Origin of the sequence: Streptomyces aculeolatus (assembly GCF_020400605.1) — a bacterium.
Lineage (GTDB): Bacteria > Actinomycetota > Actinomycetes > Streptomycetales > Streptomycetaceae > Streptomyces > Streptomyces aculeolatus.
Genome location: NZ_JAINRD010000009.1, coordinates 34,765 through 53,612, shown reverse-complemented (window position 1 = coordinate 53,612; position 18,848 = coordinate 34,765). Strand labels below are relative to the sequence as shown.

Here is an 18,848-nt window from a genome sequence, read left to right as displayed (position 1 = left end):
CGGCCGGAGGCTGTCTTCGTATCGTCATGGCACGCATCTCCCTCTCTCAAGTTTCTTTAAAATCTCGGCCAATTCGAGGGAAAATGCGAAGCGCATAAGGGCAGCGCGAATCCCCGGGAAAAAGGCTACTGAGCCGGGCCGCCCGGTCCATCGCGTGAACGAGTAGTCCGCACTACCCGGATTGGAGCCGTCACGGGAGTTGACCCGCGGCCTTTTCCGGGGATTCAGGAACGGAAAAGGGCGGGGGCTACCGGGCGGTTACCGCGTATTGCCGGGGTGCGGTCAGCGGCCGATCTGTCCGTCGCCCAGGACCTTCGCCGTCGTCCGCTCCGCGGTGGCGTCGTCGAGGCAGCCGCGCAGCCGCATGCGGTCGTGGTCGCCGAGCGCCGGGCGGACGCTGCCCACCCAGATGTCGCCCTCCAGCCGGCTCAGCGGGGCGTGGCGCGCCGGGACGCGGGTCGCGCGGCGGCAGCTCTCCCACAGGTCGCGCGCGGCCATCCGGCCCCCCGCCGCGTCGGCGGAGCCGCGCACGGCGACCTCGAAGACGACGGCGGTGGCCGCCGCGTCGGGGCGCTGCTGGGGCCGGGTCCTGGTGGCGTCCGCGAGCAGGACGAGCCCGAGGACCAGGGCGGCCAGGGCCAGTACGGCGACGACGAGGGTACGGATCCGGGGCGGGCGCCGGACCGCGGGGCGCGCCTCCAGCGGCTCCGCGCCCCCCACACCGCCGGGCGGCGCCGCGAGGCCGGCGAGGCGCGCGGCTGTGCGGCGGTCGGCGGGGCGGCCGGTGGCGGCGGCCACCTTCTGCACCGCCCAGGCGGCGGCCGACATCACCGCCCCGGCGGCCATCAGCACGGGCACGAAGACGTACGTGCGGTGCGTGCCGTCCGGCCGCCGACCCTCCAGCCAGCGGAACCGCGGCGGCTCCGACCGGGTGCGCTCCAGGCCGCGCAGGATCTCCTCGGTACGGTCGCGGCCCTCGGCGACCTCACGCCGGAGCCGGGAGACGCGGGCGTGGAGCACGATGCCGACGAGCAGCACCTCCACGGCCAGCAGCAGCACGCCCGAGATGAGCGCGCGCTGCCACTCCCAGCGGTAGAGGTAGACGACGAAGTAGCCGCCCGCGGCGGCGCCGGAGAGCGCGCCGAAGACGTAGCCCGCATACTTCACGCCGCCGCCTCGCGGCTGTCCCCGCGGGCCGCGCCGCCGTCCCCGCCGCTACGGGCCGCGCCCCCGGAAGCCGTCACCGCGCCCGTCGTGCCGTCCACCGCCAGCGCCGTGCCCGGCGGGAAGCGGACCACCGCGCCCGGTACGCCCACGGCCGTCGGCACCCCGAACTCCCGGGCCAGCACCGCCAGGTGCGACAGCGCGCTGCCGGTCTCCGCGACCAGCCCGGCGAGCCCGGCGAGCTGCGGCGCGAGCCCCGGGTCGAGCACCGGCACGACCAGCACCGCGGCGTCCGGCCGCTCCCCCGTGCCGTCCCACGCCACCCCCGCGCCGCTGCCTCCCCCCGCGCCCTGCCCGCCGCCCGCCGCCCCGGCGCCCACCGGGTCCTGCGGCTCCGCCACCGGCCGCCCGCCGGCCAGCCGGAACGCCGCGGGCAGCACCAGCCGCTCCGGCCGCGGCAGCCGCTCCGCGAAGTCCCGCGGCAGCCCCCCGCCGGCCGCGAGCGCGACCAGCTCGGGCCACCGCAGCAGCGCCACCCGCGCCGCCCCGTCCAGCACCCCCGCCGCCGCCAGCCGCTCCGCCAGCTCCGCGACGACCCGGCTCTGCATCTCCTGCACCCACCGGATCCGCAGCCGCAGCCCTTCCCGTACCGGCAGCGCGCCCACCCCGCGCGGCACTCCGCTCCACCGGGTGCGTGCCGGCAGCGCCGGCGCCGTGCCGAGCGACGGGGGCAGCAGCGCCAGCAGCACCGGATGCCGGGCTATCAACTCGGCGTCGTCGGCGGCGGGGTGCCGCCCGCCCTCGCGCGACACCTCCGCCAGCACGGCCAGCGCCTCCCCCGCCGCGGTGCCCCCGGCACCCGCGCCGGGCAGCGCGCCGGCGAGCGACTCCTGGGCGTGCAGCGCGGAGAGCACGCTGCGGCCCCAGTCCGCGGCGTCGAGCAGCCGCCCGCCGACCATCGACGCCGGCTCGGGGAGCCCGGCGAGCTGCTCGTCGACCTCGGCCATGAGGTCGAGGGCGAGCGCGGGCAGCGCGGTGCGCAGCCGCCCCATGCGCCAGGCCGCGCCGAGCAGCCGGGCGCCGCGCAGCGGGTTGAGGAAGTCCCGTACCGGGTGGGCGGATCCGCCCGCGCCGAGCAGCCGCAGGTCGGCCGCGGCCCGGCCGTCGACGGTGGTGACGACGGGCAGCGCGCGCAGCCTGCGGCGGGGCGCGGTGCCGGCCACGTCGAGGGCCACGGTCAGGCCGTGCGACATGGGCGCCACCCACAGGTCCTCCTCCAGCGGCTGGAGCACCGCGGGGAACGTCTCGGCGACCGGCCCCGGGCCCAGCAGCCGTGCCGTACGCGGCGGGCGCGGCGGCATCGCCGTGATCGGCCGGGACTGGAAGAGCCACAGCCGCCCGTCGGCGTCGAAGCCGAACTCGACGTCCTGCGGCCCGCCGAAGACCCGTTCCGTGCGCCGGGCCAGGGACGCGAGCCGGGCCAGCCGGGCGCGGCCGAGTAGCCCGGTGCCCGGCGGCTCCGCGGGGTCGGCGGCGACGCGCCGGCCGCGCCGGGTGAGCTGGTAGCGGACGCCCTGCGCGGTGCCGTCGACGAGGGTGTCGGGGCCGCCGCCGACGGCGCTGACCAGCAGCCGGTCGTGGCGGCCCGCGACGGGGTCGGCGCCGAACATGACGCCGCCGGCCGCGGCCCGCAGCATCGGCTGCACGAGGACCGCCATGTGCCCGTGCGCCCCGGCCCGCAGCGGCGCCTCGCGCGGCGCCGCTGCGGGGCCGACCAGCGCGCGGGCGGCGGAGTCGAGCACCCGGCGCACCGCCGCGGCGAAGTCCTCCCAGCCGCGGACGTCCGGCACGGTCTCGTACCAGCCGGCCATCGAGGAGTCGGCGGCGTCCTCGTGCGCGGAGGAGGACCGGACGATCAGCGGCCGCCGGCCGTTCTCGCTCAGGTCCCGCCAGGCGGCGCGCAGCGCATCGGGTCCTGCGGGGGTGCCGGGCGCGAGGGCGGGGTCGGTGAGCACGAAGCCCGGGAGCACGGGCAGCCCCGCGGCGGCCGCACGGGCCAGGTTGGCGGCCTTGGCCCCGGCGCGGTCCGGGTCGCGGGCGGGGCCCGAGTGCAGCGGCAGCACCGCCGGCCACGCCCCGCGCGCCGCCCGTTCCGTACGCGCCGCGGGCGCTGCCCGTTCCGTGGGCTCCGCCCCCGCCGCGCCCGCCGTCCGCTCCGCTTCGGTCGCCATCAGCGGCTCCACCTCCGACCCTCGTGCGCGCGCCCCTCGCGGGGGCTGCCACGCCCGACTCGGTCCCGGGTAGCGGAGGGAGCCGGCCGGGCCGACGCGGGGCAGTCAACGGGGAACCGCCGCGGCGGCCCGGCGGGTTCGACCGGGTTGCTTACGAATCAGTATGCCGCGAGGGGCCGGAGGTATTCCTCAGGGATGTCCCCGAATGCCCCCGGCCGCGCGGCCGGCTACCGCTGTTCGTCGTCGCCGCCGTGCGCGACGGTCGCGGAGCCGACGAGCGGGTAGTGGTCCGAGATCTCGCTGTCGCGCGGCAGCGCGTCGCCCCGGACATTCTTGAAGTGGTCCTCGTCCACGAAGACGTAGTCGAGCTTCGCCTCCTTCACCTCCGCCGAGGGGCGGACGTGCGTGGGCTCTCCCGACCGGCAGGCGCGGGGCCGCGGCGTCGCGGCCCTGCAGTCGGCGTCGAAGCGGGCCGCGTCGGTCTCGTCGACCTCCATGAGCCGTCCGTGGCCGCCGAGCGCGGGCCGGTAGAACGGGTCGAGGTCGGTGGAGCGCGGGGTGGTGTTGCGGTCGGGGATCGTGTCCGTGCGGTGCAGCGGGTTGAAGTCGCCGCCGAGGACGACCGGGGTGCCGGAGTTGAGCCACGGGTCGGCGGCGAGGTTCTCGGCCTGCCTGGCGTTGATGTCCGGCGGCTTGCCGTCGTACTGCGGGTAGAGGTGGACGGAGCAGCCGCGGGTCTTCCGGCCGCGGATCTCCGCTTCGACGCACGCGGCGTGCCAGGCTTCCGGTCCGGAGTACGCGCGGGTGTAGTCGTCGTCGGGGTCGATCGTGACCGACTCGCCGGGGGTGAGGCGCCCCTTGGCGTAGACGGCGATGCCGTACACGCCCTTGGTGACCGTGCCGTCGGGGCCCGTCACGTCGCACACGCCCGGCCGCTGGAAGGTCTCGACGAAGTGCCCGCCGTAGCCGTCGCCCTCCAGGGCCCGGCCTATCGTCTCGAACTGCTGCGAACAGACCTCCTGGAGGAAGACGAAGTCGCTCTTCCCCGCGCGGGCCAGCCCGACCACCGCGTCGCGCCTCTTCTCCACCTCGCGGGTCGCGGAGCAGTCCTCGGTGTTGGGGCTGTTGCCGCAGATGTTGTACGTCAGGAACCTGACCGGTGCGTCGGAGGCGGCCGCGGCCACCGGCTGTTCCGGTGCCGTCCCGGCGGTGGCCGGCGCGGCGGCGGCCGCGGTGAGCAGCAGTGCCGGCAAGACGGCGTAAGCCCTGCGTCTCAGCATGGGAGCGTCCTTCCTTCTCGGCCGCGAACAGCCTTGCGCTGCACGGCAGATGGGGGAGATGTTGCGCAGGTGATCGCTGGGAATGGTGTCATCCGAAGTGGATCAGCACCAGACGACCTCCGCGCCACGCCCCGGCGGGCCGACCGCCGTGCTCAGCCGAGGAACGACAGCCGCACGCTGCGCTGCGGGTTGTCGCGGTTGGTGTCGACCAGCACCACCGACTGCCAGGTGCCCAGCTCCAGCCGGCCGCCGATCACCGGCAGCGTGGCGTGCGGCGGCACCAGCGCGGGCAGCACGTGGTCGCGGCCGTGGCCGGGGCTGCCGTGCCGGTGGCTCCAGCGGTCGTCGGCGGGCAGCAGGTCGTGCAGCGCGGCCAGGAGGTCGTCGTCGCTGCCGGCGCCCGTCTCGATGATCGCGATACCCGCGGTGGCGTGCGGGACGAAGACGTTGAGGAGCCCGTCGCGGCCGTCGGCGGCCTCGCGCAGGAAGGCGTCGCAGTCCGCGGTGAGGTCGTGCACGGTCTCGCCGGCCCCGGTGGTGATCCGGAGCACGTATGTCGTAAAGCCGTCGGTCATGGGGCCAGCATCGCGCATGGGGAAGATCCGTGCCGCCACAGGCGTTGGCGCACACATGAGCGGCATCGTACGGACGCAGGTGGTGGTGATCGGCGCCGGCCAGGCCGGTCTTTCGGCCGCGTACTTCCTGCGCCGCGCGGGCCTGGACTTCGTGGTCCTGGACCACTCCCCCGGCCCGGGCGGCGCGTGGCAGTTCCGCTGGCCGACGCTGACGTACGGCAAGGCGCACCGCGTGCACGACCTGCCGGGCATGCCGCTGGCCGCCGCCGACGCGGATACGGGCCGGCCGGCCGCGGACGTCGTCGGCGCGTACTTCGGCGCGTACGAGCGCGCCTTCGCGCTGCCGGTGCGCCGGCCGGTGAACGTGACGGAGGTGCGCGAGGGCTCCGGGGGCGAGGCCGGGCGGCTGCTGGTGGCCACCGACGCGGGCACGTGGTCGGCGCGCGCCCTGGTCAACGCCACCGGCACCTGGGACCGGCCGTTCTGGCCGCGCTACCCGGGCCAGGAGGCGTTCGCCGGCCGGCAGCTCCACACGGCGCAGTACCGCGGCCCCCAGGAGTTCGCCGGGCAGCGCGTCGTGGTCGTCGGCGGCGGCGCCTCGGGCACACAGCACCTGCTGGAGCTGGCCGGGACGGCGGCGGAGACCGCCTGGGTGACGCGCAGGCCGCCGGTGTGGCGGGAGGGCCCGTTCGACGAGGACTGGGGCCGCGCGGTCGTGGCCAGGGTCGAGGAGCGGGTACGGGCCGGGCTGCCGCCGAAGAGCGTGGTCGGCGTGACCGGACTCCCGCTGACGGACGAGATGCGCGCCGCAATGGCGGCGGGCGTGCTGGTGCGCCGGCCGATGTTCGAGCGGATCACGCCGGAGGGCGTGGCCTGGGCGGACGGCACGGTGTTCCGGGCGGACGCGATCCTGTGGGCGACGGGCTTCCGCGCGGCCGTCGACCACCTGGCGCCCCTGAAGCTCCGCGAGCCGGGCGGCGGGATCCGGATGGAGGGCACCCGCGCGGCCCGCGACCCGCGGATCCACCTCGTGGGCTACGGCCCGTCGGCGAGCACGATCGGCGCCAACCGCGCCGGCCGGGCGGCGGTCCGCGAGCTGACCCGCCTGCTGGCGGAGGCGCCCGGTCCGCTGCCCGCGGAGCCCGGCGCTGTCAGCGCTGCTGTCTGAGGCTGGAGCTGCGTACGACCAGCTCCGGCTGGAGGACGATCCGCTGGTGGTCGTGGTGCTCGACGCCCTGTTCCGTCTCCTCGATCAGCAGCTCCGCCGCCTCCCGCCCCATCCGGTGCGCCGGCTGGCGGACCGAGGTCAGCGGGACCGCCGCCGCGGCGGCGAACTCGATGTCGTCGTAGCCGACGAGCGCGATGTCGCCCGGCACCGAGACGCCGGCCGCGAAGAGGGTCTGGAGCACGCCGAGCGCGAGGAGGTCGTTGGCGCAGAACACCGCCGACGGGCGCGGTGACATGCCCAGCAGCCGGGCCCCGGCGTCCCGGCCCGCGGCGACGTCCATCTGCTCCGTCTCGACGTGCACCAGCGCGTCCGGCCCCAGCCCCTCCTCGGCGAGGGCCGCCAGGGCGCCGGTGTGGCGGTCCTGGCACTGCGGGAGCTGCATGGGGCCGCTGACGTAGGCCAGGGAGGAGTGTCCTGCGCCGATCAGGTGACGGGCGGCGAGCACGCCGCCCTGGACGTCGTCCAGCGAGACCGAGCAGGCGTCCGCGCTGGCGACGGTGCGGTCGACGAAGACGTACGGGATGCCGTGCCGGCCGAAGGACTCCAGGGTGCGCCCGCTGGTGTCCGCCGGGGTGACGAGCACGCCGCGCACCCGCTGCTCGGCGAAGAGGCCCAGGTACTCGGCCTCCTCGGCGGGGCTCTGCGCGCTGTTGCAGAGCATCACGCCGAGGCCGGCCTCGCGGGCGGCGCGCTCGGCCCCGGTCGCGACGTCGACGAAGAACGGGTTGGTCATGTCGAGCACGAGCAGCGCGATGATGCGGCTGCGCCCGGCGCGCAGCTGCCGCGCCGACTCGCTGCGTACGTAGCCGAGCCGGTCGATGGCCGCCTGCACCCGTTCGCGGGTGGCGGCGGCCACGCTGTCGGGCCGGTTGATGACGTTCGACACGGTGCCGACGGAGACGCCCGCGTGCCGCGCGACGTCCTTGATGCCCACCATGCGCCCCACGCGCGTTCCCCTTCAGCCGTCCAGCCGGTCGTTCGCGGCGCGCCCCGGCCGCGGCCCGTCGCTCATGCTACGCATGGCCTTCGCCGGTCCCGGCGACCTCCACCAGGTCCAGTCCTGCGAGGTCCGCGAGCGCCCGCAGCTCGGGCCGCAGGTCCCCGGTCGCCAGCGCCCAGTGGTGGCCGACGCCGCTCGCGCTCCACTCGTCGCACCACTCCCCGGGATCGCGGCCGAAGTCGACGCGCGAGGTGGTGTTGCCGATGGCCAGCAGCGGCCCCGGGGTGACGGTGCCGGCGGACGTGATGAGCCGGTAGCGGCCGTCGCGGGTCTGGCCGAGGCCGACGGCGGTGACCGGCCCGTGCCGTACGTCGAACTCCACGGACACCCCCCAGCCGCGCTTGCCGTGGTAGACGCCGAGGCCGCGCAGCAGCGGCCGGCCCTCGCTGATCGCCAGGTGCCCGGGCCCGTCGTGGCCCATCTCCACCACGCCGTCGCGGAAGTTCAGCGCCTGCATCTCGGTGAACGAGCCGCCGGCGCCCAACCGGTCGGCGACGAGCATGGCGAGCGACGTGCGCAGTTCGTACTCGCCGGCGGCGGGGATGCCGCGGGCGGTGAGCAGCGAGGCGCCGAGGATCATGCCGGCGCCCAGCCGCTCGTGCGTCTCGCCGTCCAGGCCGCGGTGGTAGTACGCGAGGGAGTCGAGGTCGAAGTCGGCGACGAGCCGGTCGAGGCCGACCGACACCCGCGCCGCCCAGGCGAGGTCGTCCGGGTCGACGGTCGCGTCGAGGTCGAAGACCTCGCGGGTCTCGGCGAGCTTGGCCGCCACCTCGGCGTCGCCGGCCTTCTCGGCCCGTACCCGCAGGTCGTCGAACTCCAGCACCTCGACGTGGCCGCCGAGGTTCGCGGTGACCATGGTGAGGTCGGTGGAGACGTCGTACATGCCCGGGTAGAGGTGGCCCATCAGCCCGTGCCGGCCGCCGCGCAGCACGGCGCGTACCCCCGCCGCCCGGATCCAGCGGCCGATCCGGGCCCAGGCCCGCTCGTCCTCCAGATGCCCGGAGACGGAGCGGAAGGGGACGCCGCAGCGCTCGAAGGCGTTGGCCATCTCGGGCAGCGGGCAGGCGCCGCAGTAGGCGAGCCACTGGCCGGTGTCGAAGTCGGCGTGGTCCATCGCCTCGGTGGGCTGCAGGTTGATCAGCAGGACGGGCGCACCGCTGCGCTGCGCGACCGGCACGAGCATCGTCGCGGTCATGTACGTGGTGAGGAAGCCGACGATCAGGTCGCAGTCCGCGGCGCGCAGCTTCTCCGCCGCGGCGGCGCCCTCGGGGGCGTCGGAGATGAAGCCGACGTCGACGACCTCGGCGTCGAAGCCGGCCATCCGCTCGGCGACCCGCGCGGCGGAGCGCTCGAGCTGCGGCAGCAGGTCGGGGAACTGCGGCCAGTACGCGCCGAGTCCGCCCGCGACCAGGCCGATGCGGGGCCGGCGGGCGGTGGCGGGGGTGCGTGCGGTCGTCATGGGTGGCTCCTTGCGGTTGCGCCTAGCGGGGCAGGGCGAAGTCCACGGTGCGCAGCGGCGAGGGCGTGGTACCGGTGGACTTCTGCTGGTACATGAAGGACAGGACGCCGTCCTGGGCGAGCCGGGTCTCGTCCAGGATCACCTCGCCGAAGGCGTCGAGGCCCGCGCCGTCGAAGAGGACCTTCCAGTCGGTCCAGCCGGAGGCGGCGGAGGCGGCGGCGACGCGGCCGTAGGGCAGCACGGCGTAGGCGTTGTCGTAGCGGTCGAAGGCGAGCTTGGAGCGCTGGGTGGACTCCAGCGGCACCGGGATCTCGGTCTTGTGCCAGCGGCCCGCGTCGTCGCGGCGGACGTGGAAGGCGCGGGCGTTCGCCCTGCGGTCGGCGACGTAGTCCGTGGCGCACTGGCCGAAGCGGCCGGGGACGTAGCTGATGAGCGCGTGCGGGCGGCCGGCGGAGTCGGTGGCCTGGTGCTCCTGGTTCATCAGCGCGTGGTCGGCGTTCAGCGGGTCGGCGACGGTGCCGGGGTCGTCGAACGACACGAGGTCGGTGCCGCCGGTGGTGCCGACGGCCTCGCCCGCGGCGTTGGTCCAGGTGCGGCCGTCGTCGGTGGAGCGGACGTAGCCGGTGTCGTGGTTGCTGAGGCCGCCGGGGGCGCACATGACGGCGGTGTTCTGCTCGCGCCAGGTGTAGAAGGCGTGCAGGGTGCCGTCGGGGCCGTAGTCGATGCCGTGCAGGTACATGTTGCGGGCGGTGCTGCTGCCGTGGGCGGTGGTGTACGTGCCGGTGCTGCCGGACCACTGGCCGAGCGCCCGCCACCGCTTCCCGTCGTACGCGGCCAGGGCGTTGCGCCCGTTGCCGGAGACGCCGTCGCGGTAGCTGAGCAGCAGCCCGCCTGCGGGGGTGGCGACGAACTGGGGGTAGGTGAAGCGGTCGGTGAGCGCGAGCCCGTCGAGGGAGGTCTGCACGGGCCCGAAGGCGTCCGCGTTCCACTCGTGCGCCTTCGGCCGGCTCATCAGGCCCGGCGCGGACTTGAGGTAGAAGAAGCCGTCGGAGTGGGAGTCCATGTTGACGTGCAGCCGGCCGTCGGCGGCGGACACGCCGAGTGAAATGACGTTGTGGGAGTCGTCGTACTTCAGCCGGTGGTCCAGGGTGACGGTCTCCCACTCCCGCTCGCCGAGCGCCCGGCGGGCGACGACGGCGCTGCGGTCCGCGGTGTACCAGGCCGCGTACTGGTGGCGCTCGTGCGTGAGGATGCCGCTCTTCGTGAAGGAGCTGTTGTTGACCAGGCCGTCGTACGAGACGAAGAAGACCGCCTCCGGGTCGAGTTCGGTGTCGGCGATCCGGGTCAGCGACGGGCCGGGTGCCGGCGGCGGACCCGCCGCCGCGGCGGGGCCGGGGTCCGCCGCGGCGGCAGGAACGACGGTCGCCGTCAGCAGCAGGGCGGCGGCCAGGAGCGCGGGCTTCACGAGGGGGCGGGAGAGCAGTCTCATGTGGGGGTCCTCAGTCGAGGTGGAAGACCTCTGTCAGGGGGCGCAGGGCCGCGTCCGGCGCGGCGCCGTCGAGCGCCTCGAAGAACGGGGCCATCTCGGCCTGCCAGCGCGCGTTGACGTCGCTCGCGGCCATCGCCGCCTGCGCGGCGGCGAAGTCCGGCGTCTCCAGGTAACCGACGAGGAGGCCGTCGTCGCGCAGGAAGAGCGAGTAGTTGCGCCAGCCGGCGGCGGAGAGCGCGGCGAGCATGTCCGGCCAGACGGCCGCGTGCCGCTCGCGGTACTCCGCCAGCCGGTCGGCGCGCACCTTCAGCAGGAAGCAGACGCGGCGCGGTCCTGCGCCGGCCATCAGAAGTCGTACTCGTCGATGTTCTTCTCGTCGAACACGGTCGGCGGGCCGAGGATGACCTCGCCGTCCTTGCCGACGGTGTACTCGCCGAGCCGGCCGGCCTCGAACGTCTCGCCCTCCTTGCCGGTGATCTGGCCGGAGGCCAGCGCGGCGGCGGCGTAGGCGCCGAGGTAGCCGAGGTCCTTGGGGTCCCAGAGGGAGAACTCCTCGACGGTGCCGTCCTTGATGAACTTGCGCATCTGGTTCGGCGTGCCGAGGCCGTTGAGGACGACCTCGCCCTTGTAGTCGGAGGAGCTGATGTAGCGGGCGGCGGCGGCGATGCCGACGGTGGTGGGCGAGATGATGCCCTTCAGCTCCGGGTACGCCTTGAGCAGCCCCTGGGTCTCCTGGAAGGACTTCTGGTCGTCGTCGTCGCCGTAGGCGACCTTGACCAGCTCCATGTCCTTGTACTCGGGCTTCTTCAGCTCGTCCTTCATGAAGTCGATCCAGGTGTTCTGGTTCGTCGCGTTCTGGGTCGCCGACAGGATGGCGATCTGGCCCTTGTGGTCGAGCTGTTCCGCGATGCGCTGCACCTGGCTGCGGCCGATCTCCTCCGAGCTGGCCTGGTTGATGAAGAGCTGGCGGCAGTCCTTGGCGGTGTCGGAGTCGTAGGCGACCACCTTGATGTCCTGCTGCATGGCCGTCTTCAGCGGGCCGCAGACCGCGTTGGGGTCGTTGGCGGCGATGAGGATGGCGTCCTGGCGCTGCTGGACGAGGGTGTTGATGTACGAGACCTGCGAGGACGCCTTGGCGTCGGAGGGCCCGACCTCCTTGGCCTCGGCGTCGAACTCCGCGCTCGCCTCGATGCCCGCCTCGTCGACGATCTGCTCGTACGGGTTGTTGATCTGCTTGGGCAGGAACGCGATCTTCAGGCCCTTCTCCAGCGGCGCGTCCGGGTTCGCGGTGGCGTCGGAGACCTGTTCCTTGGCGTCGCTCTCCGCGTCGTCCTTGGTGGTGCCGGAGCAGGCGCCGACCGCCAGGGTGAGGGCGCACAGCGCGGCTGTCGCGGCGAGGGTGCGGCTCTTGTTACGCATGCGGGTGAACCTTTCGCGTTCGGTTCCGCGGGTCCGCGGAGCGGGGGTCGGAGGGTCGGTGCCGTGGGGACGGGGGTCAGGGGGCCGCCGCGAGGCGGCGGCTGCGGCGCTCCGCGAGCGCGGAGACGGCGCGCGGGGCGAGTACGGAGGCGATGAGCAGCAGCCCGGTGACGATCACGCGGATCTCGTTCGCCACGTCGTTGAGGGTGAGCAGGTTGTTGAGCAGGCCGATGAGGAGCACGCCGGCGACGGCGCCGCCGAGGGTGCCCTTGCCGCCGTTGAAGTCGACGCCGCCGAGGAGGACGGAGGCGATGACGACGAGTTCGAGGCCGAGGCCGTTGTCGGCGCGGGCGCTGCCGTAGCGCAGCGTGTAGACGATGCCGGCGAAGGACGCCATCAGGCCGGAGACGACGAAGAGCGCGAGCTTGATGCGCTTGACGCGGATGCCGGCGAACCACGCGGCGTCCTCCTGGGCGCCGATGGCGTACAGCGAGCGGCCGAAGCCGGTCATGTGCAGCAGCACGGCGGCGAGGACGGCGAGGACCGCGAAGAGCGCGATGGGGTACGGCACGAAGGTGCCCGGCACGGTCTCGGTGGAGGAGGCCCACCGGGAGTAGGTGTCGGGGAAGCCCGCGACGGCCTTGTCGCCGAGGACCACCGAGGCCAGGCCCCGGTAGAGGGTGAGGGTGCCGATGGTGACGGCCAGCGGCGGCAGCCCGACGCGGGTGACGAGCCAGCCGTTGAGCAGCCCGCCGGCGGCGCCGGCGAGCAGGCAGACCGGCACGATCAGCTCGAAGGCGTACCCCGCGTCCCACAGGGAGCCCGCGAGCGCGCTGGACAGGCCGAGCATGGAGGCGACGGACAGGTCGACCTGGCCGGCGACGACGAGCAGCGTCATCGGCAGCGCGATGAGGGCGATCTCGGCGGTGTCGTTGAGCGCGGCGGACATGTTGCCGGTGGAGGCGAAGCCGTCGGTGGACGAGGTGCCGGCCAGGAACACCGCGATCAGCAGGATGCCGACGGCGGTGTCCCACCGCAGGTAGGTGCCGAGCGACTTCACGGCCGCCTCCTCTTCCGCAGCGCGCTGGTGGTGCGCCGCTGCACGATGCGGTCGGTGGTGATGGCGGCGAGCAGCAGCACGCCGGTGATGGCCTGCTGCCAGAAGGAGCTGACCTTGAGCACGACCAGCGCGCTGCCGATGGTGGTGAGCAGTGCGGCGCCGAGCGCGGCGCCCCAGACGGAGCCGACGCCGCCGGTGATGGCGACGCCGCCGACGACGACGGCGCTGACGACGGTCAGCTCCCAGCCGTTGGCGGCGTCCGCGACGACGGTGCCGAAGCGGGCCAGCCACAGCGCGCCGGCGAAGCCGGCGATGGCGCCGGAGAAGGCGTACGCGCCGAGTACGCGGCGGCGGATGGGGATGCCGGCCAGCCGCGCGGCCTCGGGGTTGGAGCCGATGGCGTACAGCTCCCGGCCGCCGGTGTAGGAGCGCAGGTAGTACGCGGTGCCGGCGAGGACGGCGGCGGTGATCAGCGGCAGGTACGGGATGCCGAGGACGTCGCCGGTGCCCAGCGAGAGGACGTCGTCGGGGAGGTTGGCGGCGTTGATCTGCTCGCCGCCCGCCCACCAGTAGTCCAGGCCCTGGATGACGTAGAGCATGCCGAGGGTCACGACCAGCGCCGGCACCTTGCCGAAGCTCACCAGCAGCCCGCTGACCAGTCCGCACGCGGTGCCCAGCGCGATGCCCAGGAGGACGACGACGAACGCGCTGTGGTCGGTGCCGGAGACGAAGTCGCCGCAGGCGAAGGCGGTCAGGCCGACGACGGAGCCGACCGACAGGTCGATGTTGCGGGTGATGACGACGACGGACTGGCCGACGGCGAGCAGCACCAGGATCGAGGAGTTGAGCAGCAGGTCCTCGACGCCCTGGTCGTCGAGGAAGCCGGGGTTGGCGATCCAGGTGCACAGGATCAGCAGGACGAGGGCGCCGCCGATGGAGAGTTCGCGGGCGCGGAAGACCAGGTCGACAAACGAGCGTGCGGAGCGCTCGTCGCCGGCGGCGGGGGCGGGGTCGGTCTTCTGTACGGTCGCGCTCATGCCGCCGCCTCCTTGGCGCCGCGGCCGGTCGCCGCCGTCATCACCGACTCCTCGGTGGCCTCGGCCCGCGGGATCTCGGCGACGAGCCGGCCCTCGTGCATCACGAGGACGCGGTCGGCCATGCCGAGGACCTCCGGCAGGTCGGAGGAGACCATGAGGACGGCCAGCCCGCCCGCGGCCAGTTCGGAGAGCAGCCGGTGCACCTCGGCCTTGGTGCCGACGTCGATGCCGCGGGTCGGCTCGTCCACGATGAGCACCGACGGCTCGGTGGCCAGCCACTTGGCGAGCACGACCTTCTGCTGGTTGCCGCCGGACAGCACCCCCACGTCGTCGGTGAGGCGTCCGTACTTCAACCGCAGCTTTGCTGCCCAGTCGGCGGCCCGGCCGCGCTCCAGCGTCCGCTTGACGAGCCCGGCGGAGCCGAGGCTGCCGAGTCCGGTGAGGCCGATGTTGCGCTCGATGGACATCTCCATGACCAGGCCGCGCTGCCGCCGGTCCTCGGGAACGAGGGCGACGCCCGCGTCCATGGCGGCGGTCGGCGAGCCGCGGCGCAGCGGGCGGCCGGCCACGTGCACCTCGCCGGCGTCGGGGGTGTCGACGCCGAACGCCGCCTGGACGACCTCGCTGCGGCCGGCGCCGACGAGTCCGGCGAGGGCGACGATCTCGCCGCGGCGGACGTCGAAGGAGACGTCGTGGAAGACGCCTTCGCGGGTGAGCCGCCTGACGGACAGGGCCGTCTCGCCCAGTTCGGCGTCCTGCTTGGGGTACAGCTCGTCCAGGTCGCGGCCGACCATACGGCGTACGAGGTCGTCCTCGGTGAGGGCGGCGACCTCGTCGGTGGCGATCCAGCGGCCGTCGCGCAGCGTGGTGACGCGGCGGCAGAGCCGGAAGACCTCCTCCAGCCGGTGGGAGATGAACAGCACGGCGGCGCCCTCGGCGCGCAGCGCCTCGACGACGGCGAAGAGACGGGCGGTCTCGCTGCCGGTGAGCGCGGCGGTCGGCTCGTCCATGATCAGGACGCGGGCGTCGAACGACAGCGCCTTGGCGATCTCCACGATCTGCTGGTCGGCGATGGACAGGCCGCGCGCCGGGCGGTCGGGGCCGAGGTCGACGCCGAGGCGGCGCATGAGCGCGGCGGTCGCGTCGTGGACCGAGGCGCGGTCGATGCGTCGCAGGGTGCGGCGGGGCTGGCGGCCCATGAAGATGTTCTCGGCGATGGACAGGTCGGGAAAGAGCGTGGGCTCCTGGTAGATCACGGCGATGCCCGCGTCGCGGGCGTCGGCCGGGCCGTGGAAGCTCACCGGGGCGTCGTCGAGGAGCAGTCGGCCCGCGTCGGGGCGGTGGACGCCGGCGAGGATCTTGATGAGGGTGGACTTCCCCGCGCCGTTCTCGCCGGCGAGGGCGTGCGCCTCGCCGGCGTGCAGCGTGAGGGAGACGTCCTGCAGGGCGCGTACGGCCCCGAAGGACTTGCTCAGGCCGCGCGCGGCCAGGACGGGCACTTCTGTCATGGTCAGCACCGTTGCGGTCGGCATTTCGTGAAAGGTTTCAATGAGTTTTCACGGAAGCTAGACCTCCCCCAACAGGCCCGTCAATGGGTCGGACATGGAAAGTTTCCGGACAACCTCACGTTCTTCGCGGGCCCTTGACATGGCTTCACCGCCTCCCTAACTTCGTGCTCTGAAACGATTCATGCTCGCGCCGTCCCCCGGAGGACCCCGTGATCAGCAGACGTTCACTCCTCGGCACCGCCACCGCCCTGGGCACCGCCGCCGCCACCGGCGCCGCACCCGCCGCCCGCGCTGCCACCGCCGCCGGGAGTGGTGCGGTCCGGGACGCGGAGGTGACCCTGCCGACCGCCGAGTACGTCAGCAGGCCCCTCGGCCTGGACGTCGACCGCCCCCGGCTGAGCTGGCCGGTGGCGGACGGCGCGCCGGGCGGGACGCAGAGCGCGTACCAGGTGCGGGTGGCCACCGCCCCGAACAAGCTGGGCGACCCCGACGTGTGGGACAGCGGCAAGGTCGCCTCCGCCGACTCGGTCCTCGTGCCGTACGGCGGGCCGGAGCTGAAGCCCCGTACCCGCTACCACTGGACGGTCCGCGTCTGGGACCAGGACGGCGCCGCCTCCGACTGGAGCGAGCCCACCTGGTGGGAGACCGGGCTGCGCGGCGAGGAGTGGGCGGCGAAGTGGATCGCCGCGCCCGACCTGCCGACCGACGCGCCCGACATCACCGGCGCTTCGTGGATCTGGTTCCCCGAGGGCGACCCCGCCTCCAGCGCCCCCGCCGAGACCCGCTGGTTCCGCGCCCGGCTCGACATCCCCGAGGGCGTCACCCGGGCCCGGCTCGTGGTGGCCGCGGACGACAACCACACCACGTACGTCGACGGCACCGAGGTCGCCGCCGGCACCGCCTGGAACCGCCCCGACGTCGTCGACGTCACCGGCCTGCTCACCGCCGGCACCGCGGTGGTCGCCGTCTCCGCCACCAACGGCGCCGTCGGCCCCGCCGGGCTGCTGGGCGCCCTCGAACTCACCACCGCCGACGGCGTGACCACCCTCGTCACCGACGCCGGCTGGAAGTCCGCCGACGCCGAGCCGGCGGCCGGCTGGACCGCCCCGGACTTCGACGACGCCGCCTGGGCCGCCGCCAAGGTCCTCGCCCCCTGGGGCGCGGGCCCGTGGGGCGAGGTCGCCGTCCCCGTCTCCCTGCCCGCCGCCCGGCTGCGGCACGAGTTCCGGCTGCCGACGCGCCGCATCGTCCGCGCGCGGCTGTACGCCACCGCCCTCGGCCTGTACGAGGCGCACCTCAACGGCCGCCGGGTCGGCGAGGACGTACTCGCGCCCGGGTGGACCGACTACCACAAGCGGGTGCAGTACCAGACGTACGACGTCACCGGACTGCTGCGGCCCGGCGCCAACGCCATCGGCGTCGACCTGGCCGCCGGCTGGTACGCGGGCAACCTCGGCTGGTTCGGCCCGCACCACTACGGCGAACGCCCCGCGCTGCTGGCGCAGTTGGAGGTCACGTACGCCGACGGCAGCGTCGAGCGGGTGCTGTCGGACACCGGCTGGCGCGGCGCCGGCGGCCCCGTCACGGCCGCGGACCTGATGGCCGGCGAGGACCACGACGCCCGCCTGGAGACCCCCGGCTGGACCGCGCCCGGCTTCGACGACTCCGGCTGGCGGCCCGCCGAGGCCGCCGACTCCGGCGGCACGATGGTCGTCGCGCAGGTCGACGCCCCGACCCGGGTGGAGAGCGAGTTGCCGGCGCGGGAGGTCACCGAGCCCGCGCCCGGGGTGTTCGTCTTCGACCTCGGCCAGAACATGGTCGGCGCCGTCCGGCTGCGGGTGGAGGGCGAGGCCGGCACGGTCGTCACGCTGCGCCACGCCGAGGTCCTCAACCCCGACGGCACCCTCTACACCGCCAACCTGCGCACCGCCCGCGCCACCGACACGTACACCCTGCGCGGCACGGACGGCGGCGAGGTCTACGAGCCGCGGTTCACCTTCCACGGCTTCCGCTACGTCGAAGTCACCGGCTACCCCGGCACGCCGCAGAAGAGCGCGGTCACCGGCCGGGTCATGCACACCGCCGCGCCGTTCACGATGGACTTCGAGACCAACGTGGCGACGCTGAACAAGCTGCACTCCAACATCACCTGGGGCCAGCGCGGCAACTTCCTCTCGGTGCCCACCGACACCCCGGCCCGCGACGAACGCCTCGGCTGGACCGGCGACATCAACGTCTTCGCGCCCACCGCTTCGTACACGATGGAGTCCGCGCGCTTCCTCACCAAGTGGCTGTACGACCTGCGCGACGACCAGGACACCGACGGCGCGTACCCCGACGTCGCCCCGTGGATCGGCCCCGTGGGCAAGGGCGTCGCCGGCTGGGGCGACGCCGGTACCACGGTGCCGTGGGCGCTCTACCAGGCGTACGGCGACACCCGGGTGCTGGAGCAGTCGTGGGACTCGATGCTGGAGTGGCTGGAGTACCTGAAGCGCAACAGCAACGGCTACCTGCGCCCGGCCGCCGGCTACGGCGACTGGCTCAACACGCAGGACGAGACCCCCAAGGACGTCATCGGCACCGCGTACTTCGCGCACAGCGCCGACCTCGTCGCCCGCATCGCCCGCGTCCTCGGCCGCGACCCGGCCCCGTACGACACGCTCTTCGGCGCCGTCCGCGAGGCGTTCACGGCCGCGTACGTCTCCCAGGGCGGCGCCCGGATCAAGGGCGACACGCAGACGGCGTACGTCCTGGCGCTCTCCATGGACCTGCTGCCCGAGGACGCCCGGGGCCCGGCCGCCGACCGCCTCGTCGCGCTCGTCGAGGCCCGCGACTGGCACCTGTCGACGGGCTTCCTCGGCACCCCCCGGCTGCTGCCGGTGCTGACCGCCACCGGCCACACCGACGTCGCGTACCGGCTGCTGCACCAGAACACGTTCCCCGGCTGGGGCTACCAGATCGCCAACGGCGCCACCACCATGTGGGAGCGCTGGGACTCCATCAAGCCCGACGGCTCCTTCCAGGACGCGGGCATGAACTCCTTCAACCACTACGCCTACGGCTGCGTCGGCGAGTGGATGTACCGCCACATCACCGGCATCGCCCCCGCCGAGCCGGGCTTCCGCAAGCTGCTGATCCGGCCCCGCCCCGGCGGCGAGGTCGACCGGGCGCGCGGCAGGCTCAGCACGCTCTACGGCCCGGTCACCACCGACTGGCAGGAAAGCGACGGCCGGCTGCGGCTGGACGTGACGCTCCCCTTCAACACCACCGCCGAGGTCTGGGTCCCGGCCCGGTCCGCGGCGGACGTCTCCCACGGCCGCGCCCGCTTCCTGCGGATGGAGGACGGCTGCGCCGTCTTCGCCGCGGGTGCGGGCACGCACCGCTTCGCCAACTGACCA

Annotated in this window: 14 protein-coding genes; 2 read left to right on the top strand and 12 right to left on the bottom strand. The window is 74.3% G+C overall.

Features of this window, described 5'->3' with window-relative positions; genetic code table 11:
* Positions 1–282: 282 nt before the first annotated feature.
* The 4 genes from LG396_RS17250 to LG396_RS17230 all read right to left on the bottom strand — a co-directional run bounded on the left by LG396_RS17250 (position 283) and on the right by LG396_RS17230 (position 5,250).
* Positions 283–1,167 (bottom strand): hypothetical protein, encoded by an 885-nt coding sequence (locus LG396_RS17250; protein ID WP_225795419.1) that lies wholly within the window; start codon positions 1,165–1,167, stop codon positions 283–285.
* The gene (locus LG396_RS17245) at positions 1,164–3,395 is read right to left on the bottom strand and encodes a PEP/pyruvate-binding domain-containing protein (protein ID WP_263979250.1); all 2,232 of its coding nucleotides are present in this window, start codon (positions 3,393–3,395) and stop codon (positions 1,164–1,166) included. The genes LG396_RS17250 and LG396_RS17245 overlap by 4 nt, the downstream gene beginning before the upstream one ends.
* Positions 3,396–3,622: 227 nt before the next feature.
* Positions 3,623–4,675 (bottom strand): endonuclease/exonuclease/phosphatase family protein, encoded by a 1,053-nt coding sequence (locus LG396_RS17235; protein ID WP_225795418.1) that lies wholly within the window; start codon positions 4,673–4,675, stop codon positions 3,623–3,625.
* Positions 4,676–4,827: 152 nt separating this feature from the next.
* A complete protein-coding gene (locus LG396_RS17230) occupies positions 4,828–5,250 on the bottom strand; it encodes a secondary thiamine-phosphate synthase enzyme YjbQ (RefSeq protein ID WP_037741717.1) in 423 nt (140 codons plus the stop codon).
* Positions 5,251–5,305: 55 nt separating this feature from the next.
* Between LG396_RS17230 and LG396_RS17225 the strand changes: the two genes are divergently transcribed.
* Positions 5,306–6,418 carry an FAD-dependent oxidoreductase gene (locus LG396_RS17225; protein ID WP_225795417.1) on the top strand — a complete coding sequence of 371 codons (1,113 nt, stop codon included), beginning with the start codon at positions 5,306–5,308 and terminating at the stop codon, positions 6,416–6,418.
* Here the strand turns inward: LG396_RS17225 and LG396_RS17220 are convergent.
* The 8 genes from LG396_RS17220 to LG396_RS17185 all read right to left on the bottom strand — a co-directional run bounded on the left by LG396_RS17220 (position 6,402) and on the right by LG396_RS17185 (position 15,450).
* Positions 6,402–7,415 (bottom strand): LacI family DNA-binding transcriptional regulator, encoded by a 1,014-nt coding sequence (locus LG396_RS17220; protein ID WP_225795548.1) that lies wholly within the window; start codon positions 7,413–7,415, stop codon positions 6,402–6,404. The genes LG396_RS17225 and LG396_RS17220 overlap by 17 nt on opposite strands.
* Positions 7,416–7,491: 76 nt before the next feature.
* The gene (locus LG396_RS17215) at positions 7,492–8,937 is read right to left on the bottom strand and encodes an L-fucose/L-arabinose isomerase family protein (RefSeq protein WP_225795416.1); all 1,446 of its coding nucleotides are present in this window, start codon (positions 8,935–8,937) and stop codon (positions 7,492–7,494) included.
* Between the two features lie 22 nt (positions 8,938–8,959).
* The gene (locus LG396_RS17210) at positions 8,960–10,426 is read right to left on the bottom strand and encodes a BNR repeat-containing protein (RefSeq protein ID WP_225795415.1); all 1,467 of its coding nucleotides are present in this window, start codon (positions 10,424–10,426) and stop codon (positions 8,960–8,962) included.
* Positions 10,427–10,436: 10 nt separating this feature from the next.
* The gene (locus LG396_RS17205) at positions 10,437–10,772 is read right to left on the bottom strand and encodes an L-rhamnose mutarotase (protein WP_018836285.1); all 336 of its coding nucleotides are present in this window, start codon (positions 10,770–10,772) and stop codon (positions 10,437–10,439) included.
* Entirely contained in the window at positions 10,772–11,845 is a 1,074-nt protein-coding gene (gene rhaS, locus LG396_RS17200; protein ID WP_018836284.1) for a rhamnose ABC transporter substrate-binding protein, read from the bottom strand. Before rhaS ends, LG396_RS17205 begins: the two co-directional genes overlap by 1 nt.
* Before the next feature lie 76 nt (positions 11,846–11,921).
* Positions 11,922–12,905 (bottom strand): ABC transporter permease, encoded by a 984-nt coding sequence (locus tag LG396_RS17195; protein WP_018836283.1) that lies wholly within the window; start codon positions 12,903–12,905, stop codon positions 11,922–11,924.
* Entirely contained in the window at positions 12,902–13,942 is a 1,041-nt protein-coding gene (locus LG396_RS17190) for an ABC transporter permease (protein WP_225795414.1), read from the bottom strand. The genes LG396_RS17195 and LG396_RS17190 overlap by 4 nt, the downstream gene beginning before the upstream one ends.
* A complete protein-coding gene (locus LG396_RS17185; RefSeq protein ID WP_037729981.1) occupies positions 13,939–15,450 on the bottom strand; it encodes a sugar ABC transporter ATP-binding protein in 1,512 nt (503 codons plus the stop codon). The genes LG396_RS17190 and LG396_RS17185 overlap by 4 nt, the downstream gene beginning before the upstream one ends.
* Positions 15,451–15,659: 209 nt before the next feature.
* Here LG396_RS17185 and LG396_RS17180 point away from each other — a divergent pair, with 209 nt between their 5' ends.
* The gene (locus LG396_RS17180; protein WP_225795413.1) at positions 15,660–18,845 is read left to right on the top strand and encodes an alpha-L-rhamnosidase; all 3,186 of its coding nucleotides are present in this window, start codon (positions 15,660–15,662) and stop codon (positions 18,843–18,845) included.
* The last annotated feature ends 3 nt before the right edge of the window (positions 18,846–18,848 follow it).

Excerpts from the sequence above, each read along its gene's own strand:
- LG396_RS17215 (WP_225795416.1), bottom strand. The coding sequence starts at position 8,937 with ATGACGACCGCACGCACCCCCGCCACCGCCCGCCGGCCCCGCATCGGC.
- LG396_RS17225 (WP_225795417.1), top strand. The coding sequence starts at position 5,306 with ATGAGCGGCATCGTACGGACGCAGGTGGTGGTGATCGGCGCCGGCCAG.
- LG396_RS17185 (WP_037729981.1), bottom strand. The coding sequence starts at position 15,450 with ATGACAGAAGTGCCCGTCCTGGCCGCGCGCGGCCTGAGCAAGTCCTTC.
- LG396_RS17190 (WP_225795414.1), bottom strand. The coding sequence starts at position 13,942 with ATGAGCGCGACCGTACAGAAGACCGACCCCGCCCCCGCCGCCGGCGAC.
- rhaS (WP_018836284.1), bottom strand. The coding sequence starts at position 11,845 with ATGCGTAACAAGAGCCGCACCCTCGCCGCGACAGCCGCGCTGTGCGCC.
- LG396_RS17245 (WP_263979250.1), bottom strand. The coding sequence starts at position 3,395 with ATGGCGACCGAAGCGGAGCGGACGGCGGGCGCGGCGGGGGCGGAGCCC.
- LG396_RS17230 (WP_037741717.1), bottom strand. The coding sequence starts at position 5,250 with ATGACCGACGGCTTTACGACATACGTGCTCCGGATCACCACCGGGGCC.
- LG396_RS17205 (WP_018836285.1), bottom strand. The coding sequence starts at position 10,772 with ATGGCCGGCGCAGGACCGCGCCGCGTCTGCTTCCTGCTGAAGGTGCGC.
- LG396_RS17220 (WP_225795548.1), bottom strand. The coding sequence starts at position 7,415 with ATGGTGGGCATCAAGGACGTCGCGCGGCACGCGGGCGTCTCCGTCGGC.
- LG396_RS17210 (WP_225795415.1), bottom strand. The coding sequence starts at position 10,426 with ATGAGACTGCTCTCCCGCCCCCTCGTGAAGCCCGCGCTCCTGGCCGCC.
- LG396_RS17235 (WP_225795418.1), bottom strand. The coding sequence starts at position 4,675 with ATGCTGAGACGCAGGGCTTACGCCGTCTTGCCGGCACTGCTGCTCACC.